Source organism: Bacillus sp. 5RYD7K (assembly GCF_059831465.1).
In genome coordinates this window covers 3,336,778-3,359,869 of sequence record NZ_CP191200.1, presented here as the reverse complement: position 1 = coordinate 3,359,869, position 23,092 = coordinate 3,336,778, and the positions used below count along the sequence as shown (strand labels likewise).

26 protein-coding genes and 1 pseudogene are annotated in these 23,092 nt (G+C 45.3%); 18 read left to right on the top strand and 9 right to left on the bottom strand.

Features of this window, described 5'->3' with window-relative positions:
* Positions 1 to 73 precede the first annotated feature (73 nt).
* The 4 genes from pdhA to lpdA all read left to right on the top strand — a co-directional run bounded on the left by pdhA (position 74) and on the right by lpdA (position 5,037).
* Entirely contained in the window at positions 74 to 1,189 is a 1,116-nt protein-coding gene (gene pdhA / locus ACQE26_RS16465; RefSeq protein ID WP_060962879.1) for a pyruvate dehydrogenase (acetyl-transferring) E1 component subunit alpha, read from the top strand.
* Between the two features lie 3 nt (positions 1,190 to 1,192).
* A complete protein-coding gene (gene pdhB / locus ACQE26_RS16460; protein ID WP_003154528.1) occupies positions 1,193 to 2,170 on the top strand; it encodes a pyruvate dehydrogenase complex E1 component subunit beta in 978 nt (325 codons plus the stop codon).
* 124 nt (positions 2,171 to 2,294) lie between these two features.
* Positions 2,295 to 3,620, top strand: a complete 1,326-nt coding sequence (pdhC, locus tag ACQE26_RS16455) for a pyruvate dehydrogenase complex dihydrolipoyllysine-residue acetyltransferase (RefSeq protein ID WP_438421843.1) — start codon at positions 2,295 to 2,297, stop codon at positions 3,618 to 3,620.
* Between the two features lie 4 nt (positions 3,621 to 3,624).
* Positions 3,625 to 5,037, top strand: a complete 1,413-nt coding sequence (gene lpdA / locus ACQE26_RS16450) for a dihydrolipoyl dehydrogenase (RefSeq protein WP_489202368.1) — start codon at positions 3,625 to 3,627, stop codon at positions 5,035 to 5,037.
* Between the two features lie 49 nt (positions 5,038 to 5,086).
* Here lpdA and ACQE26_RS16445 read toward each other — a convergent pair whose 3' ends face one another.
* The gene (locus tag ACQE26_RS16445; protein ID WP_016936259.1) at positions 5,087 to 5,461 is read right to left on the bottom strand and encodes a hypothetical protein; all 375 of its coding nucleotides are present in this window, start codon (positions 5,459 to 5,461) and stop codon (positions 5,087 to 5,089) included.
* A gap of 248 nt (positions 5,462 to 5,709) precedes the next feature.
* On the opposite strand from ACQE26_RS16445, the gene ACQE26_RS16440 reads away from it, so the two are divergent.
* Positions 5,710 to 6,513, top strand: coding sequence for a polysaccharide deacetylase family protein (locus ACQE26_RS16440; RefSeq protein ID WP_500470077.1), 804 nt, complete (start codon positions 5,710 to 5,712; stop codon positions 6,511 to 6,513).
* A 113-nt stretch (positions 6,514 to 6,626) separates the two neighbouring features.
* On the top strand, positions 6,627 to 6,746 hold the full coding sequence (locus ACQE26_RS16435) for a GapA-binding peptide SR1P (protein WP_076982563.1): 120 nt from the start codon (positions 6,627 to 6,629) through the stop codon (positions 6,744 to 6,746).
* Positions 6,747 to 6,793: 47 nt separating this feature from the next.
* Here the strand turns inward: ACQE26_RS16435 and ACQE26_RS16430 are convergent, their stop codons facing one another.
* On the bottom strand, positions 6,794 to 8,266 hold the full coding sequence (locus ACQE26_RS16430; RefSeq protein ID WP_500470076.1) for an aminotransferase class I/II-fold pyridoxal phosphate-dependent enzyme: 1,473 nt from the start codon (positions 8,264 to 8,266) through the stop codon (positions 6,794 to 6,796).
* A gap of 179 nt (positions 8,267 to 8,445) precedes the next feature.
* Here ACQE26_RS16430 and ACQE26_RS16425 point away from each other — a divergent pair, with 179 nt between their 5' ends.
* On the top strand, positions 8,446 to 8,712 hold the full coding sequence (locus tag ACQE26_RS16425) for a UPF0223 family protein (protein WP_060962876.1): 267 nt from the start codon (positions 8,446 to 8,448) through the stop codon (positions 8,710 to 8,712).
* A 34-nt stretch (positions 8,713 to 8,746) separates the two neighbouring features.
* Here the strand turns inward: ACQE26_RS16425 and ACQE26_RS16420 are convergent, their stop codons facing one another.
* Positions 8,747 to 9,379 (bottom strand): YktB family protein, encoded by a 633-nt coding sequence (locus ACQE26_RS16420; RefSeq protein ID WP_060962875.1) that lies wholly within the window; start codon positions 9,377 to 9,379, stop codon positions 8,747 to 8,749.
* Positions 9,380 to 9,617: 238 nt separating this feature from the next.
* Here ACQE26_RS16420 and ACQE26_RS16415 point away from each other — a divergent pair, with 238 nt between their 5' ends.
* The 3 genes from ACQE26_RS16415 (at position 9,618) to ACQE26_RS16405 (ending at position 11,176) form a co-directional block, all read left to right on the top strand.
* Positions 9,618 to 9,806: a YkzI domain-containing protein gene (locus ACQE26_RS16415; protein WP_003154513.1), complete on the top strand. Its 189-nt coding sequence runs from the start codon at positions 9,618 to 9,620 to the stop codon at positions 9,804 to 9,806.
* Positions 9,807 to 9,939: 133 nt separating this feature from the next.
* Entirely contained in the window at positions 9,940 to 10,737 is a 798-nt protein-coding gene (suhB, locus tag ACQE26_RS16410; protein WP_500470075.1) for an inositol-1-monophosphatase, read from the top strand.
* Positions 10,724 to 11,176, top strand: coding sequence for a GNAT family N-acetyltransferase (locus ACQE26_RS16405; RefSeq protein WP_500470074.1), 453 nt, complete (start codon positions 10,724 to 10,726; stop codon positions 11,174 to 11,176). The genes suhB and ACQE26_RS16405 overlap by 14 nt, the downstream gene beginning before the upstream one ends.
* Before the next feature lie 49 nt (positions 11,177 to 11,225).
* On the opposite strand, the gene ACQE26_RS16400 is transcribed toward ACQE26_RS16405, so the two are convergent.
* Positions 11,226 to 12,791, bottom strand: coding sequence for a M4 family metallopeptidase (locus tag ACQE26_RS16400; protein WP_500470073.1), 1,566 nt, complete (start codon positions 12,789 to 12,791; stop codon positions 11,226 to 11,228).
* Positions 12,792 to 13,161: 370 nt separating this feature from the next.
* Here ACQE26_RS16400 and ACQE26_RS16395 point away from each other — a divergent pair.
* A pseudogene (locus tag ACQE26_RS16395) lies at positions 13,162 to 13,482 on the top strand (sigma-70 family RNA polymerase sigma factor); the annotation flags it as partial.
* Positions 13,479 to 13,820, top strand: a complete 342-nt coding sequence (locus tag ACQE26_RS16390) for an anti-sigma factor family protein (RefSeq protein ID WP_500470072.1) — start codon at positions 13,479 to 13,481, stop codon at positions 13,818 to 13,820. The pseudogene ACQE26_RS16395 and the gene ACQE26_RS16390, both read left to right, overlap by 4 nt.
* Here ACQE26_RS16390 and ACQE26_RS16385 read toward each other — a convergent pair.
* Together ACQE26_RS16385 and ACQE26_RS16380 are read right to left on the bottom strand one after the other, a co-directional pair.
* On the bottom strand, positions 13,805 to 14,422 hold the full coding sequence (locus ACQE26_RS16385) for a hypothetical protein (protein WP_500470071.1): 618 nt from the start codon (positions 14,420 to 14,422) through the stop codon (positions 13,805 to 13,807). The two genes, ACQE26_RS16390 and ACQE26_RS16385, sit on opposite strands and share 16 nt — an antisense overlap.
* A 308-nt stretch (positions 14,423 to 14,730) precedes the next feature.
* Positions 14,731 to 14,919, bottom strand: a complete 189-nt coding sequence (locus ACQE26_RS16380; protein WP_438421855.1) for a YlaF family protein — start codon at positions 14,917 to 14,919, stop codon at positions 14,731 to 14,733.
* A gap of 111 nt (positions 14,920 to 15,030) precedes the next feature.
* Between ACQE26_RS16380 and typA the strand changes: the two genes are divergently transcribed.
* Together typA and ACQE26_RS16370 are read left to right on the top strand one after the other, a co-directional pair.
* A complete protein-coding gene (gene typA, locus ACQE26_RS16375) occupies positions 15,031 to 16,869 on the top strand; it encodes a translational GTPase TypA (protein WP_016936244.1) in 1,839 nt (612 codons plus the stop codon).
* Positions 16,870 to 16,924: 55 nt separating this feature from the next.
* Positions 16,925 to 17,245 (top strand): YlaH-like family protein, encoded by a 321-nt coding sequence (locus tag ACQE26_RS16370; RefSeq protein WP_015239793.1) that lies wholly within the window; start codon positions 16,925 to 16,927, stop codon positions 17,243 to 17,245.
* A 41-nt stretch (positions 17,246 to 17,286) separates the two neighbouring features.
* On the opposite strand, the gene ACQE26_RS16365 is transcribed toward ACQE26_RS16370, so the two are convergent.
* The gene (locus tag ACQE26_RS16365) at positions 17,287 to 17,496 is read right to left on the bottom strand and encodes a YlaI family protein (RefSeq protein WP_016936243.1); all 210 of its coding nucleotides are present in this window, start codon (positions 17,494 to 17,496) and stop codon (positions 17,287 to 17,289) included.
* A 102-nt stretch (positions 17,497 to 17,598) separates the two neighbouring features.
* On the bottom strand, positions 17,599 to 18,225 hold the full coding sequence (locus tag ACQE26_RS16360; protein WP_500470070.1) for a YhcN/YlaJ family sporulation lipoprotein: 627 nt from the start codon (positions 18,223 to 18,225) through the stop codon (positions 17,599 to 17,601).
* A 156-nt stretch (positions 18,226 to 18,381) separates the two neighbouring features.
* Between ACQE26_RS16360 and ACQE26_RS16355 the strand changes: the two genes are divergently transcribed.
* Positions 18,382 to 19,710, top strand: coding sequence for a PhoH family protein (locus ACQE26_RS16355; RefSeq protein WP_438421857.1), 1,329 nt, complete (start codon positions 18,382 to 18,384; stop codon positions 19,708 to 19,710).
* Here ACQE26_RS16355 and ACQE26_RS16350 read toward each other — a convergent pair.
* On the bottom strand, positions 19,705 to 20,181 hold the full coding sequence (locus ACQE26_RS16350; protein ID WP_438421858.1) for a peptidyl-prolyl cis-trans isomerase: 477 nt from the start codon (positions 20,179 to 20,181) through the stop codon (positions 19,705 to 19,707). The two genes, ACQE26_RS16355 and ACQE26_RS16350, sit on opposite strands and share 6 nt — an antisense overlap.
* Positions 20,182 to 20,283: 102 nt before the next feature.
* Between ACQE26_RS16350 and glsA the strand changes: the two genes are divergently transcribed.
* From glsA to ACQE26_RS16335, 3 genes are all read left to right on the top strand, one after another.
* The gene (glsA, locus tag ACQE26_RS16345) at positions 20,284 to 21,213 is read left to right on the top strand and encodes a glutaminase A (protein ID WP_047475174.1); all 930 of its coding nucleotides are present in this window, start codon (positions 20,284 to 20,286) and stop codon (positions 21,211 to 21,213) included.
* A gap of 107 nt (positions 21,214 to 21,320) precedes the next feature.
* The gene (locus tag ACQE26_RS16340; protein ID WP_016936238.1) at positions 21,321 to 21,602 is read left to right on the top strand and encodes an Fpa/YlaN family protein; all 282 of its coding nucleotides are present in this window, start codon (positions 21,321 to 21,323) and stop codon (positions 21,600 to 21,602) included.
* A 204-nt stretch (positions 21,603 to 21,806) separates the two neighbouring features.
* The gene (locus ACQE26_RS16335) at positions 21,807 to 23,018 is read left to right on the top strand and encodes an FtsW/RodA/SpoVE family cell cycle protein (protein WP_049628415.1); all 1,212 of its coding nucleotides are present in this window, start codon (positions 21,807 to 21,809) and stop codon (positions 23,016 to 23,018) included.
* The last annotated feature ends 74 nt before the right edge of the window (positions 23,019 to 23,092 follow it).

Sequence of the window (23,092 nt, the reverse complement as noted above, 5' to 3'; positions counted from 1 at the left end):
AAGACTGTTTTTAATACGGATGGCTAAACGGTATCCTAACCCTGTTAAATCAAAAGAAGAGGTGGTTTAAAAAATGGCTGCAAAGACAAAAACTTCAATTGTTGATAGCAAAAAACAATTTGATGCTATTAATAAGCAGTTTGAAACGTTCCAAATTTTAAATGCTGAAGGTGAAGTCGTAAATAAAGACGCAATGCCTGATCTTTCAGATGATCAGTTAAAGGAATTAATGAGAAGAATGGTGTATATCCGCATTTTAGACCAGCGTTCAATTTCTCTTTCCCGTCAAGGACGTTTAGGTTTCTATGCACCGACAGCGGGCCAGGAAGCTTCTCAAATTGCATCACACTTCGCGCTTGAACAGGACGATTTTATCCTTCCGGGTTATCGTGACGTTCCTCAGCTGATTTGGCACGGTCTTCCTTTACATCAGGCATTCCTGTTCTCAAGAGGCCATTTTAAAGGTAATCAGATGCCTGAGGGAGTAAATGCTTTATCACCTCAAATTATTATTGGTGCTCAAATTATTCAAACCGCAGGTGTAGCTTTAGGTCTTAAAAAGCGCGGTAAAAAAGCGGTAGCTATTACTTACACTGGTGACGGGGGAGCTTCTCAAGGTGACTTCTATGAAGGAATGAACTTTGCCGGAGCATTTAAAGCGCCAGCGATCTTCGTTGTTCAGAATAACCGCTATGCGATTTCAACTCCTGTAGAAAAGCAATCATCCGCACAGACAATTGCCCAAAAAGCAGTTGCCGTCGGTATTACAGGTGTTCAAGTAGACGGAATGGATGCACTAGCCGTTTATGCTGCAACCGCAGAAGCACGCCAGCGCGCAATTAACGGTGAAGGTCCGACTCTGATTGAAACTCTTACATTCCGTTACGGACCTCATACAATGTCCGGTGACGATCCGACTAAATACCGTACGAAAGAAATAGAAAATGAATGGGAGCAAAAAGACCCGCTCGTACGTTTCCGCAAGTTCTTGGAAAACAAAGGACTATGGTCTGAAGAAGAAGAGAACAAAGTGATTGAACAGGCCAAAGAAGAAATCAAACAAGCTATCAAAAAGGCTGACGGCGAAACAAAACCGAAAGTAACAGAGCTGATTGAGAATATGTTTGAAGAGCCGACGTTCAACTTGAAAGAACAACTTGAAATTTACAAAGCGAAGGAGTCGAAGTAAGCCATGGCGCAAATGACAATGATTCAAGCAATCACTGATGCGTTACGCACAGAACTGAAAAACAATGAAAACGTTCTGCTTTTCGGGGAAGATGTAGGCGTTGCCGGAGGCGTATTCCGTGCAACTGAAGGCCTTCAAAAAGAATTCGGTGAGGACCGCGTATTTGACACGCCGCTTGCTGAATCCGGTATCGGCGGTCTCGCTCTCGGTTTAGGCCTGCAAGATTACCGTCCTGTTATGGAAATCCAATTCTTCGGATTCGTATATGAAGTAATGGATTCAATCTCAGGACAAATGGCTCGTCTCCGCTACCGTTCCGGCGGACGCTGGACTTCTCCGGTGACAATCCGTTCTCCATTCGGCGGAGGGGTTCATACACCTGAACTTCACGCTGACAGTTTGGAAGGCCTTATCGCTCAGCAGCCGGGTATTAAAGTTGTTATCCCTTCCACTCCTTACGATGCAAAAGGACTGCTGATTGCCTCTATCAGAGACAATGATCCGGTTGTTTTCTTAGAGCATATGAAACTTTACCGTTCTTTCCGTCAGGAAGTTCCAGAGGAGGAATACACAATCGAGCTTGGCAAAGCTGATGTGAAACGCGAAGGTACTGACCTTTCTATCATCACATACGGCGCGATGGTTCATGAGTCGCTTAAGGCTGCTGAAGAGCTTGAAAAAGAAGGCGTTTCTGCTGAAGTTATCGACCTTCGCACTGTAAGTCCGCTTGATATTGATACGATTATTGCTTCTGTTGAAAAAACAGGCCGCGCAATTGTCGTGCAAGAAGCTCAAAAACAAGCCGGCATCGCTGCCAACGTTGTAGCTGAAATCAATGACCGCGCGATTCTGAGCTTGGAAGCTCCGGTTCTGCGTGTTGCGGCGCCTGATACAGTATTTCCTTTCTCGCTTGCTGAGAGCGTATGGCTTCCAAACCATAAAGACGTTCTTGAAACTGCGAAAAAAGTTCTTGAATTTTAATCAGGCATCATAAAAGACGGTAAAGAGAGTCCTTTTCTCTTATTATGAAGGAGTCTGTTTACTAGGTTCAATGCTTGCGAATGCATAACTAAAATTTGCTTAATCAACTAGGAGGTCGAAAACTGTGGCATTTGAATTTAAACTTCCGGATATCGGGGAAGGTATCCACGAAGGCGAAATCGTAAAATGGTTTGTTAAGCCGAACGACGAGGTAGAAGAAGACGATGTTCTGGCTGAAGTGCAAAATGATAAAGCAGTGGTAGAAATTCCTTCACCTGTTAAAGGAAAAGTATTAGAATTAAAAGTTGAAGAGGGAACAGTTGCAACTGTTGGACAAACGATTATTACGTTTGACGCACCTGGTTACGAAGATCTTCAATTTAAAGGAAGCCATGATTCAGGAGAGGCGAAAACTGAAGCTCAAGTTCAGTCGTCTGCTGAAGCAGGGCAGGATATCTCTAAAGAAGAGACTCCTAAAGAGCCTGCAAAAGAAACAGGCGCAGGACAGCAGGACCAAGCGGAAGCTGATCCGAACAAACGCGTAATCGCGATGCCTTCCGTACGCAAATATGCCCGTGAAAAAGGCGTGGATATCCGTAAAGTAACAGGTTCAGGAAATAACGGACGTGTTGTAAAAGAAGATATCGACAGCTTTGTAAACGGCGGAGCTCAAGAAGCGGCACCGCAAGAAACAGCGGCGCCTCAGGAAACGGCTAAACCTGCAGCGGCTCAGGCTCCTGAAGGCGAGTTCCCTGAAACACGCGAAAAAATGAGCGGTATCCGTAAAGCGATCGCGAAAGCAATGGTGAACTCTAAGCATACTGCACCGCACGTAACTCTTATGGATGAAGTTGACGTAACAAATCTTGTTGCTCACCGCAAACAGTTCAAACAAGTTGCTGCTGATCAAGGCATCAAGCTGACTTACCTGCCTTACGTCGTAAAAGCCTTAACATCTGCTCTGAAAAAATTCCCTGTTTTAAATACATCTATTGATGATAAAACAGATGAAGTGATCCAAAAACATTACTTCAACATCGGAATTGCAGCGGATACTGAAAAAGGCCTGCTTGTGCCGGTAGTGAAAAATGCCGACCGTAAAGCCGTTTTCGAAATCTCTGATGAAATTAACAGCCTTGCTACAAAAGCGCGTGAAGGCAAGCTTGCACCTGCGGAAATGAAAGGCGCTTCTTGCACAATCACAAATATCGGTTCTGCCGGAGGCCAATGGTTCACACCGGTTATCAACCACCCAGAGGTTGCGATTCTCGGTATCGGCCGCATCGCTGAAAAGGCGATCGTCCGCGACGGTGAAATTGTAGCTGCTCCTGTCTTAGCTCTTTCTCTCAGCTTTGACCACCGTATGATTGACGGAGCAACTGCACAAAATGCGTTAAACCACATCAAGCGTTTACTGAACGATCCACAACTTATTTTAATGGAGGCGTAATGTTATGGTAGTAGGAGATTTCCCTATTGAAACAGATACTCTTGTGATTGGTGCGGGACCTGGCGGCTATGTAGCTGCCATCCGCGCTGCTCAGCTTGGACAAAAAGTAACAGTCGTTGAAAAAGCAACTCTTGGAGGCGTTTGTCTGAACGTCGGCTGTATTCCTTCAAAAGCGCTTATCAATGCAGGCCATCGTTACGAGAATGCAAAACACTCAGATGACATGGGAATCACTGCTGAGAACGTAAAAGTTGACTTTACAAAAGTCCAAGAATGGAAAGCTTCTGTTGTAAATAAGCTTACCGGCGGTGTTGCAGGTCTTTTAAAAGGAAATAAAGTGGACGTTATAAAAGGGGAAGCTTATTTCGTAGACAGCAACTCTGTACGTGTAATGGATGAGAACTCTGCGCAAACATACACATTTAAAAACGCGATCATTGCTACCGGTTCTCGCCCTATCGAATTGCCAAACTTCAAATATAGCGAACGTGTTCTGAACTCTACAGGCGCACTGGCGCTTAAAGAAATTCCGAAAAAACTCGTTGTTATCGGCGGCGGATATATCGGTACTGAGCTTGGAACAGCGTATGCGAACTTCGGAACTGAATTGGTTATTTTAGAAGGCGGAGATGAAATTCTTCCTGGCTTCGAAAAACAAATGAGTTCTCTCGTTACCCGCAGACTGAAGAAAAAAGGCAACGTTGAAATCCATACAAGCGCTATGGCTAAAGGCGTTGAAGAAAGACCTGACGGCGTAACAGTTACGTTCGAAGTAAAAGGCGAAGAAAAAACAGTTGATGCTGATTACGTATTAATCACTGTCGGACGCCGTCCGAACACTGATGAGCTCGGCCTTGAGCAAGTCGGTATCGAAATGACTGACCGCGGTGTCATTAAAACAGACAAGCAGTGCCGCACAAACGTACCGAACATTTACGCAATCGGTGACATCATTGACGGCCCTCCATTGGCTCACAAAGCGTCTTACGAAGGTAAAATCGCTGCGGAAGCTATTGCGGGAGAGCCTGCTGAAATCGATTACCTCGGTATTCCGGCGGTTGTATTCTCTGAGCCTGAACTGGCTTCTGTCGGTTACACTGAAGCACAGGCGAAAGAAGAAGGCATTGAAGTCGTTGCTGCTAAGTTCCCGTTTGCTGCAAACGGACGCGCGCTGTCTCTTAACGAAACTGACGGCTTCATGAAGCTGATCACTCGTAAAGAAGACGGTCTTGTGATCGGTGCGCAAATTGCCGGCGCTAGCGCTTCTGACATGATTTCTGAATTGAGCCTGGCGATCGAAGGCGGAATGACTGCTGAAGATATCGCAATGACAATTCACGCTCACCCGACATTGGGCGAAATCACAATGGAAGCTGCCGAAGTGGCAATCGGAAGCCCGATCCATATCGTAAAATAATAATTGCAAGAAAATGAACAGCCCCCGCTTTTAAAAGCGGGGGCTGTTTTTATTGTGCAAGCACATGCTGCATAGGCTTGATAATATCCTCTTTTTTCTTTACCGCGCCTTCAATCTTCATGACGACATGCCGGTGATTGACCACCATCAGTGCCGGGAATGTGTTGATTTCTTCTTCCCAGCCCTTTCTGTTATCATAAACTTTCATTTGATCAACATGATGGGGATATTTCTTTTCTAAATCAAGAATCGCATCGTAGTAGGGCACTTCTTTATCTATATGATTTTCATCGGAAAAAAACAAGATTTGAGTGTGATGAATGCTGTCGATCCGGTTATTTTTGAATGGACTGACAGTAGAAACCGAACAGCTTGACAGAACGAACAGCATCAAAAAAAAGGGAATCACCGTACGGTAGCGCATCTATCTTACTCCTCTGTTTTATATAATATATTGGTTCATCCATTTATAAGGACTATATCAAGTGTATCACGAGAGGTGAAAAACCTAAGGCTTGTTACTTAATTGTTATATAATTGAAACCGTTTTTAATGAAGAAATAATACGTGTGACAACTTGTGAAGCCGATGTGTAAAAAAGGCACATTATGTTTCGTGAGAGCGCTGTTTTTTCGTTATACTGTGGGCAAAACCATATCAGGAGGGATTGTCATGTATAAAGCCGCTGCCGCCGTCATATGGGTGTGCTTGCTTGTCGGCTGCCAATCAACTGAAAAAACGCAAACAAATAAACAACCCCACTCTCAAGCTGTGGTCAATCATGTTAAACAGGAAAACACTCATACAAAAGAGGAAAAACAGAAAAAACAGAAGACAGCTCCCCGTTACTATATCAATCCGAAAACCTTTGCCGCGGAAAAACTGGATGACCAGAAAGACAAAAAACCGATTGCATTGTTAACGATAGATGATGCACCAGATCAGCATGCCGCTGAGATTGCGGACAAACTTCATGATCTCCATGCGTCAGCGATCTTTTTTGTGAACGGCCAATTTTTGAAAAAAGATGAAAATAAGAAAGCGCTTCAGCATATTCATGAGTTAGGCTTTATGATCGGAAATCATACAATGACTCATCAAAATTTAAAAGAACTTTCCGAACAAAAACAACGGGAAGAAATCATCGGCGTCAATAAAGCCGTTGAAAAGATAACCGGGGAGAAACCGGCGTTTTTCAGGGCGCCTTTCGGAAGCAATACGGACTACAGTGACAAACTTATAAAACAAGAAGATATGGTGAAAATGAACTGGACCTTCGGCTACGATTGGGATCAGAAATATCAATCCAAAAAAGCGCTTACCGATATCACGCTGAGCAGCCCTTATTTGCGGGACGGCGCCAACATATTGATGCATGACCGGAAGTGGACGGCCGAAGCCATGCCGGACATTGTAAAAGGATTGCGTACTAAAGGATATACCGTGATTGATCCTCGAGCTATAAAAAGACCGTAAAAAATAAATGTGTTATACAATTTATCGGTTGACATATTAAATGTGACATAATAATATAATAACAACAAGTAAGAATTAAGCGTTTTCAAATTCTGAGAAATGGGGAATGAGAGATGGGTACGATTGTTTGCCAAGACTGTAACGAAGCGATTCATTACTTTGAGGATGAGAAGGTAACGACGTTATACGGAACATGCTGCGGACAATGCCGGTGTCATCTTGAAGAAGAGTAAAAAGCGTAAAAAAGCCCGAAACGATTTCGTTTCGGGCTTCTTTATGTTTATTGGATGGCTTTTTGTTCTTTGATGACTCTGATCATTTCAAGCATCGCGTCTTCAGGACCCTGCACGGGAAGGCCGGCGTCCAGGTTTTTGAAAATGTAGCTGATGTTTTCTTCAGTAATGATTTCACCCGGAATAAAGATCGGAATTCCCGGCGGATACACCATGACAAACTCTGCAATGATCCGTCCTGCGGATTCTTTTAACGGAATGACTTCCGTATTTGCATAAAACGCGTCTCTTGGCGTCATCGCTAACAGAGGAATTTCAGGAAGCAGAACTTCCGTTTGCTGATGAGCATATTCATTGGCAGCAGCCTGCTTTGAAATGTCTGTAAGCGCGTTTACAAGGCGGTCGGCATCTCCTGCTCTGTCTCCGGGGGTGAAAATACATAAAATATTATACAAATCGGACAGCTCGACTTCGATATTATATGATTCGCGCAGCCATTTTTCAATGTCATGCCCGGTCAAGCCGAGGTTTTTGACCGAAATGATTAATTTAGTCGGATCATAACTGAAGGCGGCTTTAGATCCTGTGATTTCTTCGCCGACACAGCGAATGCCTTCAATTTGATTGAGGCGTTCCCGTGTCTGATTCGCCAGCAGAATCGTATCTTCAAGAAGGCCGCGGCCTTCTGTAGCGAGCCGCTTTCTTGCGACATCCAGTGAAGCGAGAAGCAGATAGGATGTTGACGTTGTCGTCAGCATGCTTAAAATCGACTGGACTCTTTCTTTGGACACAAGGCCTTCTCTCACATTTAAAATGGAGCTCTGCGTCAGAGAGCCGCCTAATTTGTGCACGCTTGTGGCTGCCATATCAGCGCCCGCCTGCATGGCGGACAAAGGAAGCTTATCATGAAAATGAATATGCACGCCGTGCGCTTCATCGACAAGAACAGGCACATTGAAAGAATGCGCGAGCTTGACGATGCTGCTCAGGTCAGCCGCCACACCGAAATACGTCGGATTGATGACAAGCAGACCTTTTGCGTCAGGGTGCTCAGTCAAAGCCCGCTCGGCAGACTCAAGCGTGATGCCGTGAGAAATCCCGAGCTCATCGTCAATTTCCGGGTGTATAAAAATCGGCACCGCTCCGGAAAATACAATGGCCGTCATAATCGATTTATGAACGTTTCTCGGGATGATAATTTTATCTCCGGGTCCGCATACGGCCATGACCATCGTCATAATGGCGCCGCTCGTCCCTTGTACGGAAAAGAAGGTGTGGTCTGCGCCGAATGCTTCCGCGGCCAGGTCCTGCGCTTCTTTAATGATGCCCTTTGGCGCATGTAAATCATCCAAAGGTTCAATATTAATTAAATCTATGCTTAACGCGTTTTCTCCGATAAATTGTCTGAATTCCGGATCCATTCCCGCGCCTTTTTTATGGCCCGGAATGTGGAATTGGACAGGCTGTCTGTCCGCGTGCTTTTTCAGTCCGCTGTACAGGGGTGTTTCATGTTGCGGCAATTGTTTTCCCACCTTTATCATAATACCTACGGATTAGTTTGTATTACATTCAGTATGATTACCCGTTTTTTAAACGTAAAACAAATGAATTATATTATGAACTTGAAAGAAAGTAAAGAACAATTTATGATCTATGGAAGATGCTTATTTTGAGCATGATGATAAAGGAGTGAAGACATTTGGAATATCAATATCCGATGAATGAAGACTGGACGACAGAGGAGGCCGTGGATGTCATCGCGTTTTTTCAGCAGGTGGAAAACGCCTATGAAAAAGGAGCTGACCGCAACAGACTTCTGGATGCGTACCGCCGCTTTAAAGAAATCGTTCCCGGAAAGGCGGAGGAAAAGAAAATCTGCAGCCAATTTGAAGCGGACAGCACCTATTCCCCGTATCGGACTGTGAAAGAGGCGAAACAATCAGATCAAGCGGTTATCAAAATGTAAACAAAGCGAGCCGGAAACCGGCCCGCTTTTTATGTTATGAGACTTTCTGAGTCAGTGTGTATAAAAAGGAAAGCTTCTTAAAAGTATCTTCAATGGTTTGCAGGAATTCATTGTTGTTCATGTTGATCACGTCTTCTTTTTGAAGCTGGATGCCGCACAAAAGCTCTGCTTTTTTCACGGTCTGCAGACGTTCAAATAATGTTTTCAGCTGCTCCTGATCCATCTCCGACTGCTTGTACGCACCAGGCTTCGTGTGATCCGGCGACCATACAAAATGACCGGGAATCTGTTTTGTGATTTCATCCTGCTTCGCTTCCAGCAATCTGCCGTACTCCTCTTTTATCGGAGACTCATAAATGATGGCAAACCATACAAACATATGAGTGTCCCATAGTCCGATCTGAAAGTGGGGGAGCTTCTTATAGCCGCGTTTGCTGTTTGCAAAGGCAACCCAGCTGTCAGCCGGCGGGTTGACAGATCTTCTCGCGTGCTTGGCGACATGCGGGAACATTTCATCTCCCGTCAATGCCGACAATGTCGGTGCGAAATGTTCTCCTAAAAGAGTCAGCTTCGGACGCACTTGTTCTTTTAACACCTCCATGCGCGGATCTAATCCTTCTATTGTAAATGTGTCAAAGTCTTCTTTTGTAAAACGCATCTGAGTCATCTTTTTCCTCCTTATCGTAAGTATTCATATTTTACCACAGCCCCTGCCGGCCGCAAAAACATTGAGAACGTTTGAGCGGAGGGGAGTGGTGGTAAAAAATGAATAGGTAAACACACAATTTTAAGAATGTTGTTACAGCCGAATATAAGTTTCCATAGGATATAAGAAGTATCATTAATAATGAATTGGAAAATGGGATGCTTTTTTAACAAATGATCTCTGGAAGGGGCGAAAGACAATGAGGCAAGTGGTGAAGGAAGGATTCAGGGAGGAAAAAAATAACCGTGTAGCTGTCTGGAGACTAGAGGTTGATTATGAATTGGCAACCCTTTATGAGGCCATGCAAAAAGAGAATGAAGATCAAATCGATCTCAGTAAAAGAAAACTGGAACGTCTCAGAAAAGAATGGATTCGTCTTAACGGATAAAGAATAGTAAAAACGAACCGCAGGAAATGGTTCGTTTTTACGTGAGAAGGCATTTTTTTCATTTTCCTTGCTTTTTAATCGTTTTTATCAGTATGCTATAGAGTAAGCTATACATAGAAAAGAGGTACACGGTATGACAAATTGGACGGAAATTGATGATATCGCAAAACAATGGGTAAAAGAAGCCGGAACGAGAATCAGACAATCCATGCAGGAAAGCTTGACGATTGAAACAAAATCAAATCCGAATGATTTAGTCACAAATATGGATAAAGAGACGGAACGCTTTTTCATTGACCGTATACAGGGAACTTTTCCCGGACACCGCATCCTCGGCGAAGAAGGGCAGGGAGATAAGCTCCGCTCCCTTGACGGAATCGTCTGGATCATTGATCCGATTGACGGGACGATGAATTTTGTCCATCAAAAGCGGCATTTCGCAATCTCCATCGGTATTTTTGAAGACGGAAAAGGCAAAATCGGCTTAATTTATGATGTGATGCAGGACGAGCTGTATCATGCATTCAGCGGAAAAGGGGCATATCTGAACGACACGCCGCTTGCTCCTTTAAAAGAGGTTTCCATTGAAGAAGCGATTATTGCAATCAATGCCACATGGGTGACGGAAAACAGAAGAATCGACCCGAGTATTTTGGCGCCGCTCGTAAAACGGGTAAGAGGAACGCGTTCCTACGGCTCGGCTGCACTTGAGCTGGCCAGTGTTGCGGCCGGCCGCATTGACGCATACATCACAATGAGGCTCGCGCCGTGGGATTACGCTGCCGGCTGCGTGCTGCTGAACGAAGTCGGCGGCATTTACACGACAACAGACGGCGAACCGTTTACGTTTTTAGATAACCACAGCGTGCTTGCGGGAAATCCGGCGATACATAAAATCATCTTTGACGACTATTTACATGCTGACAGATAGGGAGTTTGAAGAAGAAGATCTGGAATTTCTGGAGCAGCTGGCGGCGGCACACCCGGTGTGGAGAGCCGAAGAATTCGGAACAAAAAATGCGGCGGAGTTTATGCTTGCATACTCCATGTACAATGGAACGTGGCTCGTATGGGAGCTTGACGGCGCTCCTGCCGCTGTCAGCTTTCACTTAGAATGGGCGCCCTCAAACGGAAAACCGTGGCTCGGGACTGTGGCCGTCGCTCCAGAGGCAAAAGAGAAAGGAATCGGACGGGCGGTCATTGAAGAAATTGCCGGCCGGCTGAGAGCGGCGCATAAAGCGATGTTTGCAGCCGTTCCCCTGGACAGGCAGGAATGGGTTCTGTTTTTAAGCCAATGCGGTTTTGAACAGCTGAAGCTTGAAAAAGACCATCGGGAAAAGACATATATGATCATGGTGAAGCCATTGTGAAATGTATCAGATATAAAAAAGAGACCGGACATCCGGTCTCTTTTCTTATTTACAAGCCGACTGAATTCCAGGCCGCTTCTACGCTTGCAGCATCCTGAGAGCCGTAAAGGTCCCGCGCTGATTGAATCAAAGCTGCTTTTGCATCTTTAAAGGTTGATGACGGAGTGAGGTAAACCGTCAGGGCGCGATAGTAAATCTGCTCCGCTTTGTTCACGCCGATTTTTGTAATCGTATTGTAAGCGGCTTTGTTCGGAATTCCGCTGTTTGTATGCACGCCGCCGTAGTCGCCTGCATCAGTGTTCGGAAGGTTTTTGTAATTTTTGTAGTTGTCTGGCTGTCCGTATTTTGTCGGATTTGATAAGCTGCGGAGAGCCGGCTGGCTGACCGTAATATCTTCACCGATATCCCAGTCCTCAGTATCGTTGAAGTACCCGAATACATCAGAGAAGGATTCATTTAAAGCGCCCGGCTGATTTTCATAGTTCAGGTTGGCTGTTTCCTGTGTAACGCCGTGTGTCATTTCATGGGCCGTTACGTCCATTGAACCGGAAAGAGGCGAGAAGAATGAACCGTCACCGTCTCCGTAAATCATTTGGTCGCCGATCCAGGCCGCATTATTGTATTTGCTGCCGTAATGAACGGAGGATACGATCTTGCCGCCTCTGTTGTCGTAGCTGTTGCGTTTGAACTTCTGATAGAAATAATCATACACTTTGCCGAGGTTGTAATGTGCATCAACGGCAGCGCGCTGAGAAGAAGTTGTAAACTGGTTTGTGGTGCTGGATACGAGTGTGCCCGGCAGGTTATACTCGCGGTTTTGCAGATCGTACGTAATAATTTGTGTTCCGGTAGGTTTAGAAAGATCGCGCAGCACATATTTGCCGCTTTCAGAAGAAATATTTAATGAGACCGTTTTTCCTTTAAGAGTCGTACCTGTTCCGGTTGCAGCCGCATGTTCCACTTTGTTTTGCTTTTTCAGGATTTTCCCTGTTTCCGCATCAACGGTGACTTCCCAGTTTGCAGGTTCCGGTTCGATATAGCGGATCGTTACATCATAAGCGAGGCGGTATTTTCCGTCTTTTGTAGCTGCTGCTTTGAGCTCGGCTTTATTTTTGTTTGCGACGTTTCCGTTAGAAACGGCTTCAGGTGATTTGCCGATTGCCTTAAAAGCATGGTCCAGCGCCTGATTTGCCGATAATTTTTTGCTGTTTGCCGTTTTGGCAGAAGCATCGTTGTTTAATTCACCGTTAATCGCATAGACGTTGTTGGATTTATCAACGTGAATAATGACTTGAGAGTCTTTCACAGGCACACCGTTCACAACAGGCACATAACGGAAGTGTTTATAGCCGAGATCATCGGTCGTTTGGTCAATCAGCTTCAGCCTTTCAGAAGGATTGCCTTTAAAGACTTTGCCGTTTTGTTTCAAATATTGCTTGATTGCTTTGTCACTGACAGAAGGCAATTCAGATTGCACCAAAGAATGCTTCGGCACAAAATTTGTCATGTTTTCTTTAAGCTGAGGATTCTCAGCGGCCTGAACACCCGGCAGACTAATCGTTAAACTCATAAAAGAAGCGGCGACAGCAACAGACAATTTCTTACCTAAACCCACAATAAATCCCCCTTTTTGAAAATAATGAAAACTTATATTGTTATAATAAACCAGCAATCTCTCATTCTGCAATATAAAACTAGACTCCGCAGCTGAATTGATAGAATCGTCCCGTACAGGCTCCTGGGAGGCGGTGTCAGGGGATAAGCCGAGAGGCACGTGTCGGAATAGACATGAGTCGAATGACGCGATTTCTTCTGAAAAAAATGACAGATGAAGACGGGGAAAATGATAGGGGAAAAATGTTAGGATCTTTAAAACTTTTTTTAATGCCGGTTGTCTAAACGGGTGAGGCCTTAATAAACGTAAAGGATTGTTACAGATGTCAGAGATTTTCAGTCATTTTATTCAGCATTTCGACAGATATTTCTTCATCAATTGGTACAGACGGAAGAGAAAATACCAATTTTCAGATATCACCTTGAATGAAGGGCTTCAGCAAACAACATATGAACTGCCGGAGCATTACGTTGACCGGACAGACACAAAGAACGCGCTGGCCGGGCAGATTCAGCGTCTGAAAAATGATCAGCAGACCGTTTTAATTTTAAGGGAATTTCAAGAGCTGTCATACGAAGAGATTGCTGATATTTTGGGCTGGAGCCTGCCGAAGGTGAAGAGCACCTTATACAGGGCGAGAATGCAGCTGAAACAGCACTTGGCGGAAAAAAGGAAGGACGGACACATATGACTTGCTGTTTAGTGAGAGATTTACTCCCTTTATATATTGAAGGCAATTGCGAAACAGAAACAGAGCGGTATATTTCCCGCCATCTTGATACATGCGGTGAGTGCAAAAGGGTATATCATATGATGAAGGAGCCGCTTGACTTTGGCGAAGCTGAGATGAAGGCGCCAGACGGTTATGAAGAGGAGGAGAGGCGGTTTCAGGAAAGATATTACGGGAGGCTGCTGACAAAAGCCGCCTGTATGTTCGGGGCTGTATTTCTCATCATGCTTGCGCTTAAACTGCTTAAAAAAACGCCCGGCTGGATGACCGGGCGTTTTTTCGTTTACTCAGCCGGGTGAAAGGCTGTATAAATGCCTTCAAGTAATTCCTGCGGCAGTGAATTAAAGAATCCGGCACACAGCTTTGCTTCTTTTTTACCTGCACCTGCTTTTTCAGCAAGCTCCTGATCAAACGTATACACGCCGTCTTCTTCAACCAGTGCAGATTGAAGAATATGAAGACTCTGGGAGAAAGCGGTGAACAGCTGATCAACGATAAGAGCTTCTTTTTCCGTAAAGCCGAGCTCCACTGCTTTTTCTTTATTAAATGTATATTCGCCGTCCGTTTTCTCGATACATTGGGAAAGGACGGTTAAAAATTCCGTTGAGCTGTCCCACAGCTTTTGAATGGTCTGTGCGGCTTCTTTATCTAATCCCAATTCAACCGCTTTTTCACCGTCAAAATAATAGACGCCGTCTTTTTCGTAAATGGATTGGCTGATGATGTCTAAAAGCTTTGCCGCATCTTCCGGTGTTTTCTCGGCAAAAGCTTGCAAGACAGGCGATTCATTTGCCTGAATTGTTTTTGCACCGGCAGACTCTAGCGGACTGAATGCAAGCAAGGCGGCTGAAGCAGTTGCAGCGGCAGTTACAGCGGTTTTCTTCAAAAAAGATGTTTTCATTTCGTTCTCTCCTTGTTATGTGTATTTGCTTACAGCCACAAGTATAAAAAGCCAGTGCTGGAATTGAAATAGGAAGTTTGGTATTTTCTGCATAACGATGCCGGACTAATTCCGGCTGCCTTTTCTGACGGACTCTGCTGTTGTCACTAGGATGCATGCCGCTGTTTCCGGCTTCCTGACTAGGCGGCGGGGGAGATAAGCCTTACATCCCGCCGGTTTTGAGGGTGCAAAAAAGCCTGAATTTTTCATTCAGGCTTCATCAATATTGTGCTTTTCATGTTTACGGAATTTTGCAAAGGGTCATGCTTTTAATCAAGCAGTCCCTGTTCGCGCATTTTTTTCTTTACAGTGAAACCGCTTCCCATCAAGGCGATAACGAGAACAATGCTTCCGATGACACCCCATGCGCTTTTCTCAGCGATTGATACGCCGATCAGCATCATGCTGAAGACTGCTGCGAATGCAAATAATAATAAGAGCCAATTCAATTTTTTCATATTTCCATCCCCTTTAACGTCATACTTTCAGTTTACAGAAAAACGTGACGCTTTTAAAGAGGATGTGTGGTATAATATGAAAGTTATCTAATTTTTTTAGGAGATGAAAATGTGAAACTTCGAAACGATCTTCGCAATATCGCGATTATTGCCCACGTTGACCATGGGAAAACGACTTTGGTAGACCAATTGCTTCACCAAGCCGGAACCTTCCGTGCCAACGAAAATATTGCCGAACGCGCAATGGATTCAAACGATCTTGAACGTGAACGCGGTATTACAATTCTCGCGAAAAATACTGCGATTAACTATAAAGATACACGCATTAATATTTTGGACACTCCGGGACACGCCGACTTCGGCGGAGAGGTTGAACGGATTATGAAAATGGTTGACGGCGTTCTGTTAGTCGTTGACGCATATGAAGGCTGCATGCCGCAAACCCGTTTCGTACTGAAGAAAGCCCTTGAGCAGAACTTAAATCCGGTTGTCGTCGTAAACAAAATCGACCGTGATTTCGCCCGCCCGGAAGAAGTTATCGATGAAGTGCTTGATCTGTTCATCGAGCTGGATGCAAACGAAGAACAGCTTGAGTTCCCTGTCGTCTACGCTTCTGCGATTAACGGAACGGCAAGTCTTGATCCGAAAAAGCAGGACGAAAACATGGAATCACTGTATGAAACGATTCTTGAACATGTCCCTGCACCGGTTGATAACGCCGAAGAGCCTCTTCAATTCCAAGTGGCGCTTCTTGATTACAATGACTATGTCGGCCGTATCGGTATCGGACGCGTTTTCCGCGGCACGATGAAAGTCGGCCAGCAGGTTTCATTGATGAAACTTGACGGAACGGTCAAATCATTCCGTGTAACGAAAATCTTCGGTTTCCAAGGATTGAAACGCGTGGAAATTGAAGAAGCGAGAGCGGGAGACCTTGTTGCCGTTTCCGGTATGGAAGACATCAACGTCGGTGAAACGGTCTGTCCGGCTGACCACCATGAGCCGCTGCCGGTTCTTCGTATTGATGAGCCTACACTTCAAATGACATTTGTCGTAAACAACAGCCCGTTTGCAGGCCGTGAAGGCAAATATGTCACAGCCCGTAAAATCGAAGAGCGTCTGAACGCACAGCTGCAAACAGACGTCAGTCTTCGTGTCGAACCGACGGCATCGCCTGACGCATGGGTTGTTTCAGGACGCGGTGAGCTTCACCTGTCTATTTTAATTGAAAACATGCGCCGCGAAGGCTATGAGCTTCAAGTGTCTAAACCTGAAGTTATCATTAAGGAAATCGACGGCGTAAGCTGCGAGCCTGTTGAGCGCGTGCAGATTGACGTGCCTGAAGAGCATACTGGTTCTGTTATGGAATCAATGGGTGCGAGAAAAGGCGAAATGCTTGATATGATTAATAACGGAAACGGCCAGGTCCGCCTGATCTTTACCGTACCTTCACGCGGGCTCATCGGCTATTCTACTGAGTTTCTGTCACTGACACGCGGTTTCGGTATCCTGAACCACACGTTTGACAGCTATCAGCCGATGCAAAAAGGCCAAGTCGGAGGCCGCCGTCAGGGTGTGCTCGTTTCCATGGAAAATGGAAAAGCGACATCTTACGGAATTCAAGGTATTGAAGACCGCGGCGTCATCTTCGTTGAGCCGGGCACAGAAGTATATGAAGGCATGATTGTCGGCGAACATAACCGTGACAATGACCTTGTCGTCAATGTCAGCAAAATGAAACAGCAGACAAACGTCCGTTCCGCAACGAAGGATCAAACGACTACGATTAAGAAAGCGCGCATTATGTCGCTTGAAGAATCACTCGAGTACTTAAACGATGATGAATACTGTGAAGTAACACCGGAATCCATCCGTTTAAGAAAGAAAATCCTGAACAAAAACGAACGTGAAAAAGCGGCGAAAAAGAAAAAAACAGCAGGAATGTCTTAATCACTTGCAGAATTTGAAAAGATAGAACCCGAACGGAAAAGGGGAGGGGATCTTTTTGAATGAAGTAAGTGAACGGCTGTCGTTCTTTGCTGCGCTTTACCAAGTGGATGAGCATCCGCTGACGGGAATGTGGCTGTTATACGGAACGATCGTCGTGCTCTCGGTGATTGTATTTAAACTCGGCTTTGCCAAAAGGCTGCCGGTTTTAAAGGCTGCGGCAGTTTATCTCTTTCTCGTGCTCGGCTGCACCGTGCTGACTTTTTTCGGTGTGTTTCTGCCGGTCGGAGAAGGGCTTGTTGTCGCCGCCTTGATTTTGATCATTTACAAAATCCGTCTGCACCAGTCCAAAAAAAGCCAGTCAGCTAAACCGCAATAAAAAAATGACCTTGCCTTTCGGCGGGTCATTTTTTTATTGGTTTATTTTTTCACTTTATCTTTTTTCGTTTTTTGCCCTGGATGAAAGGAGAAATGTCCGGTATTCAGCCGTGCCTCTGTTTTGACTTTGATTCGGTCATGGCACTCTTGGCACATATATGTATGAATCGGACGGTTGCGGAGGCGTTTGGCCGTCAGTGTTTCATCATCAATTTGTTCAATTTTGTCGCAAATGGAACATTTTACTCTCATTGATTTTTCACCTCTTTCACTATGACAAGCATTATATCATGGATGACGCGCCTGCCAAAGGGAAAGAAAGCAGCGCCCTTCCTTTGTAGCGGGCGCTGCTTTTTACCGGCGGTTATTCATGTGATGATCTGATTGATCATTCTGCTCGTTTTGCAGCTTGTTCTGATCTCTTTGATTCAGCTGGTCATCATTCGATTTAGTCGGTGATTCTTTTTCATTGTCGGTCACATCATTCGGAACTTCCGGCATGACACGTCCGACGATTGCGGCGAGTTCGTCCAAAATGCCTGAAACCGGACGTCCGGCCTTAATATCGCTGCCCATGCCTCTCAGGCGGGAGACTGTATCAGGATCAGCGACGACAACGGCATTGGCGCCATAAGGATCGTTTTTTAATGCTTGGGCAACGGTGTATTTAATGCTTTCCACTTTGCTCCGTTCTAAATTGTCATCCACATCGATTCCGACGACTGAGTATCGTCCGAGTACGACCGCGGTGGCGTCTGTAATGCCTGGGATTTTTTCAGTCACTTCGACTAGATGCTTTGCAATGTCCGTCCGTCCGGGATTCACAGCAGTCTCAGGAGCCGTATTTTTCACATGAATCGGTTTTGCTCCGCCCTGATCGGTTGATTCGTTTTGGATATTGCTGCGCCCGCGGCCATCCTGTACAGCTGTGCAGCCGGTCAGAATAAATAAAGCTTGTATGATAATGAAAAGAATTCGCACGTCAGATTCCCTCCTTTAATGCTTTCATTTCTTTTATTGTTGAATTAACCTTCTATCTTTATTCACCAAATCATATATTTTAGCAGGCATCCCCGTTTTTCACGAAAAGAGAAGCACACGCTGGGCTTTGATCCTTATTTTTCAGGAGGCTGAGACTTGAGTAAAATTTATGTGTTAGATACGAATGTACTTTTGCAGGATCCTAACGCCATTTTTTCTTTTGAAGAAAACGAAGTTGTCATCCCCGCCGTCGTGCTGGAAGAGGTCGATTCAAAAAAGCGGTATATGGACGAGGTCGGGAGGAATGCGAGGCACGTATCTAAGCTGATAGACGGGCTCAGGGAGAAAGGAAGGCTGCACGAAAAGGTTCCGCTTGAAAGCGGAGGAACGCTCAGAATTGAACTGAACCACCGGTCATTTCATCAGCTTCAGGAAATTTTTATCGAAAAAACAAATGATAACCGCATTTTGGCGGTGGCAAAAAATTTAAGCCTTGAGGAGGAAACGAAAGAAAACGGCCGCCCCGTCATTCTGGTCAGCAAGGATGTGCTGGTCAGGGTAAAGGCGGATGCCATCGGGCTTTTGGCGGAGGACTTTTTAAACGACAGAGTCGTTGACCATGATGAGATATACAGTGGGTACAAAGATATATTTATGAATAAAGAGCGGTTTGACTCGTTTTATAAAAACAAACAAATTTCAGTCAAGGAGCTTCAGCAGCATCAGGTTTATCCGAATCAATTTGTGCTGATGAAAGATGAATTAGGAGGATCTTCTTCTGCGGTCGGCATGACAGATAAGAAAGGGGAGACCGTAAAAAGACTCGTCTTTGATGATGAGCACGTATGGGGCATCAGGCCGAAAAACGTCCAGCAGACAATGGCGCTTGAACTCCTGCTGAGAAAAGATATCCCGCTTGTCACCCTGATCGGAAAAGCGGGGACGGGAAAAACTTTGCTTGCTCTCGCGGCGGGGCTTCTGCAGACGGAGGATCTCGGTATTTATAAAAAGCTGATCGTCGCTCGTCCCATCGTCCCGGTGGGCAAGGATATCGGATATTTGCCGGGTGAAAAAGAGGAGAAGCTCAAGCCGTGGATGCAGCCGATCTTTGATAATCTTGAATTTTTGTTCAATGCGAAAAAGCCGGGTGAACTTGAAGCGATTTTAGCGGGCATCGGATCAATTCAGGTTGAGGCGCTGACATACATTCGGGGAAGAAGCATTCCGGATCAGTTTATTATTATTGATGAGGCTCAGAATTTGACGAGGCACGAGGTCAAGACGCTTTTGACACGGGTGGGAGAAGGCAGCAAAATTGTCCTGATGGGCGACCCGGAGCAAATAGATCACCCATATTTAGACAGTTTGAATAACGGACTTGCTTATGTCGTAGAACGGTTTAAAGGACAAACCGTCTCCGGCAGCGTGAAGCTTATGAAAGGCGAAAGATCCGGCCTTGCACAGCTTGCGGCCGATTTGTTATAGAACTTCGATTTCTGTGACGCCCGTTATCGGTTTTTCAAAGTTTTCGTTCACGTAAAAATGGACCGGACCGCCGTCTTGAAGAGGCTTCCCTGACTCACAGAAATGGGCGATTGCGTCCATCGCCTTTTCAAGCGGCACCTCGGTTCTTTCAGATCCTGAAATAAATACGCAAAGGACAGCGCTTTCTTTCGGCTCGGCATTTGCTAAGACAGCACCGAGCTTCATGGCGAAGCTGCCGTTCATTAATCTTTCTTTTTCAAAACGTTTTTCGCTTTTTAAAGTCGGCGGCGAAATGCGCCCTTCTCTGATCACCCGTTCCGGATCAAGTGTATGCTCCTTAGTTTCTGCCGAGCCGTCTGAGTGAACGGGCTGATTGTTTTCAAACGGAAACTTGCGGTCATCGAAAATCCAGACACTCGGATCAATTGTAATCGGGTATGTAACATTGCCTTTAACTTGAATAACGCTCATGGTGAAGCCCCCCTTTACTTAAAGTATAAAAGTTTTCGCATGAATTGTCACTTTGCGTCGCAAATTAGACGTAACCAACGGCAGCAAAGTGAGGGGATCGAAATGGTATGCCGGCATTACCAGGAGCTGGACGCACTCGTTCAAGAAGCGAAAAAAAAGACCGGAGAAGGCAAAGTGGCAGACTATATTCCGGCTTTGGCAGAATCGGGGCAAGACAGCCTTTCAGTCACGATTTATCATGCGGAAAATACATGTCTGACGGCAGGAGACGCCGACCGGACATTTACGCTGCAGAGCATTTCGAAGGTGCTTTCTCTGGCGCTCGTACTGATGGATTACGGAAAGGAAAAGATATTCAGCTGCGTAGGGCAGGAGCCGACCGGCGACCCGTTTAATTCCATTGTGAAGCTTGAGACGGTGAACCCGGGCAAGCCTTTAAATCCGATGATTAATGCGGGCGCTCTCGTCGTTACAAGTTTTATTAAAGGGCATACGCCGAAAGACCGCCTGGATTATCTGCTCGGATTTATCAGAAGGCTTGCGAATAATCAGGAAATTACATATTGCAGACATGTCGCAGAATCAGAATTCGGTTCCTCCATGATCAATCGGGCAATGTGTTATTACATGAAGCAGTATGACATTTTTAAAGGCGATGTTGAAGAGGTCATGGATTTGTATACAAAGCAGTGCGCGATTAAGATGAGCAGTCTGGATTTAGCCAAAATCGGCTGCGTATTCGCACTTGACGGCAAGCATCCGGAGACCGGGGAACAGGTCATTAAAAAAGATGTGGCGAGAATCTGCAAGACGTTTATGGTGACATGCGGCATGTACAATGCGAGCGGGGAATTCGCGATCAAGGTCGGCATTCCCGCCAAAAGCGGGGTTTCGGGAGGAATCATGGGTATTTCGCCATACAATTTCGGAATCGGTATATTCGGCCCGGCGCTTGATGAAAAAGGCAACAGCATCGCGGGTGTGAAGCTTTTGGAAATCATGTCTGAGAAATACAGGCTGAGTATTTTTTGAAACATTTTTTATCACGACATCTGCTTAAATCCTCTTGCAATTTCACCTGATACCCTTTATGATAAATAGAAGAATTAGGTACTCGCCTGGGGAACGGAGGGATACTTTTGGCTTCAGAGATTATAGTTGACCATCAGCAGAAAGCATTCGAACTGTTGAAGTCAGATGCTGAGAAGATTTTGAAGCTGATCCGAGTACAAATGGATAACTTAACGATGCCTCAATGTCCTCTGTACGAAGAGGTCTTGGATACTCAGATGTTCGGACTGTCGAGGGAAATCGATTTTGCTGTCCGCCTGGGATTAGTTGATGAAAACGACGGAAAAGAGCTGCTGGACAGACTTGAAAGAGAACTGTCTGCTCTGCATGACGCGTTTACAGGAAAATAAATGATCAAACTCAAACTATTCAACGGTTTGGGTTTTTTTATAACCGTAAACCGTTTTTTTGCATCTTCTTTTCGTGAGACGGTCTATTAATCTGCATTTCATCCGAAAAACTATAAAGAAACTGCGTAAATTGTTTATGAATTATAGTAAAATATAATACGCAATAGGTATTAAACGTAAGCTTTAAGCAGGAAAGAGGATGTTATGTTTAAAAGAATGTTAAAATCTTACGATTATTCATTGATAAGCGCTATTATTCTGCTGTGCAGTTTCGGATTGGTAATGGTATACAGTTCAAGTATGATTACCGCCGTTATGCGTTACGGCGTGAGCAGCGACTATTTTTTTAAACGGCAGCTGTTCGCCGTCATTGCAGGGCTCGTGCTGTTTATCATCGCGGCCGTTTTTCCGTACAAAGTGCTCGCCCATCAAAAGGTCCAGAAAATATTACTGCTTGCGTCAGTGGCTGCGCTTTGCGCGCTGTTTGTTTTCGGACATGTTGCCGGAAACGCGCAAAGCTGGTTTAAAATCGGCGGAATGGCCATTCAGCCGGGGGAATTTGTCAAGCTGACCCTGATTCTGTATCTTGCCGCGGTGTACGCGAAAAAACAAAGCTATATCGATCAGCTTTTGACAGGAGTTGCTCCGCCGGTGATCGTCACCGTAGTCATTTGTGCGCTTATCGCCATTCAGCCTGACTTCGGAACGGCGATGATTATCGGTCTGATCGCGTTTTGCGTCATTATGTGTTCGGGATTCAGCGGAAAGACGCTGCTCAGGCTGGTTATCATGGCGGGAATCGTATTACTTCTTGTCAGCCCGATCATTTATCTGAAATGGGACGATATTTTGACGCCAGGGCGCATGAGCCGGTTTGAAAGCCTTGAAAATCCGTTTAAATATGCCGGCACATCAGGCCTGCAGATTATAAATTCGTATTATGCGATCGGCTCAGGCGGTTTTTTCGGCCTCGGTCTCGGAGAAAGCATTCAAAAATACGGATATCTGCCGGAATCGCATACAGACTTTATCATGGCGGTGATTTCAGAGGAGCTCGGCATTTTCGGCGTCCTGTTCGTCATTGTGCTGCTTGCTTTTGTTGTGTTAAAAGGTTTTTATATTGCGAGAAAATGTGAAGATCCGTTCGGCAGTCTCCTGGCAATCGGGATATCCAGTATGATTGCGATTCAGACCTTCATCAACCTCGGCGGTGTCAGCGGTTTAATTCCGATTACGGGTGTTCCGCTGCCGTTTATCAGCTACGGAGGCTCATCCATGTTTTTATTATTGACGAGCGCCGGTATATTGGTGAACGTCAGTATGCATGTCAAGTACTCAGAAAAGAAGAAAAAGAGGGAACCCGTTCCGTCTAAGGGGATAAAAAGACGGCAGACGGAAAAATCTGTGTATCTGTAAAAAACAAGTGTATACACAGGACGGATATTCCTTTATTATAAACTACATATTTATTAGGCCAAGGGGGAGAGAAA

What these genes read in the sequence shown, in the direction of transcription:
- pdhA (WP_060962879.1), top strand. Translation starts at nt 74, where the DNA reads ATGGCTGCAAAGACAAAAACTTCAATTGTTGATAGCAAAAAACAATTT.
- pdhB (WP_003154528.1), top strand. Translation starts at nt 1,193, where the DNA reads ATGGCGCAAATGACAATGATTCAAGCAATCACTGATGCGTTACGCACA.
- lpdA (WP_489202368.1), top strand. Translation starts at nt 3,625, where the DNA reads ATGGTAGTAGGAGATTTCCCTATTGAAACAGATACTCTTGTGATTGGT.
- ACQE26_RS16445 (WP_016936259.1), bottom strand. Translation starts at nt 5,461, where the DNA reads ATGCGCTACCGTACGGTGATTCCCTTTTTTTTGATGCTGTTCGTTCTG.
- ACQE26_RS16440 (WP_500470077.1), top strand. Translation starts at nt 5,710, where the DNA reads ATGTATAAAGCCGCTGCCGCCGTCATATGGGTGTGCTTGCTTGTCGGC.
- ACQE26_RS16435 (WP_076982563.1), top strand. Translation starts at nt 6,627, where the DNA reads ATGGGTACGATTGTTTGCCAAGACTGTAACGAAGCGATTCATTACTTT.
- ACQE26_RS16420 (WP_060962875.1), bottom strand. Translation starts at nt 9,379, where the DNA reads ATGACTCAGATGCGTTTTACAAAAGAAGACTTTGACACATTTACAATA.
- ACQE26_RS16415 (WP_003154513.1), top strand. Translation starts at nt 9,618, where the DNA reads ATGAGGCAAGTGGTGAAGGAAGGATTCAGGGAGGAAAAAAATAACCGT.
- suhB (WP_500470075.1), top strand. Translation starts at nt 9,940, where the DNA reads ATGACAAATTGGACGGAAATTGATGATATCGCAAAACAATGGGTAAAA.
- ACQE26_RS16405 (WP_500470074.1), top strand. Translation starts at nt 10,724, where the DNA reads ATGCTGACAGATAGGGAGTTTGAAGAAGAAGATCTGGAATTTCTGGAG.
- ACQE26_RS16390 (WP_500470072.1), top strand. Translation starts at nt 13,479, where the DNA reads ATGACTTGCTGTTTAGTGAGAGATTTACTCCCTTTATATATTGAAGGC.
- ACQE26_RS16385 (WP_500470071.1), bottom strand. Translation starts at nt 14,422, where the DNA reads ATGAAAACATCTTTTTTGAAGAAAACCGCTGTAACTGCCGCTGCAACT.
- ACQE26_RS16380 (WP_438421855.1), bottom strand. Translation starts at nt 14,919, where the DNA reads ATGAAAAAATTGAATTGGCTCTTATTATTATTTGCATTCGCAGCAGTC.
- ACQE26_RS16365 (WP_016936243.1), bottom strand. Translation starts at nt 17,496, where the DNA reads ATGAGAGTAAAATGTTCCATTTGCGACAAAATTGAACAAATTGATGAT.
- ACQE26_RS16350 (WP_438421858.1), bottom strand. Translation starts at nt 20,181, where the DNA reads ATGAGCGTTATTCAAGTTAAAGGCAATGTTACATACCCGATTACAATT.
- glsA (WP_047475174.1), top strand. Translation starts at nt 20,284, where the DNA reads ATGGTATGCCGGCATTACCAGGAGCTGGACGCACTCGTTCAAGAAGCG.
- ACQE26_RS16335 (WP_049628415.1), top strand. Translation starts at nt 21,807, where the DNA reads ATGTTTAAAAGAATGTTAAAATCTTACGATTATTCATTGATAAGCGCT.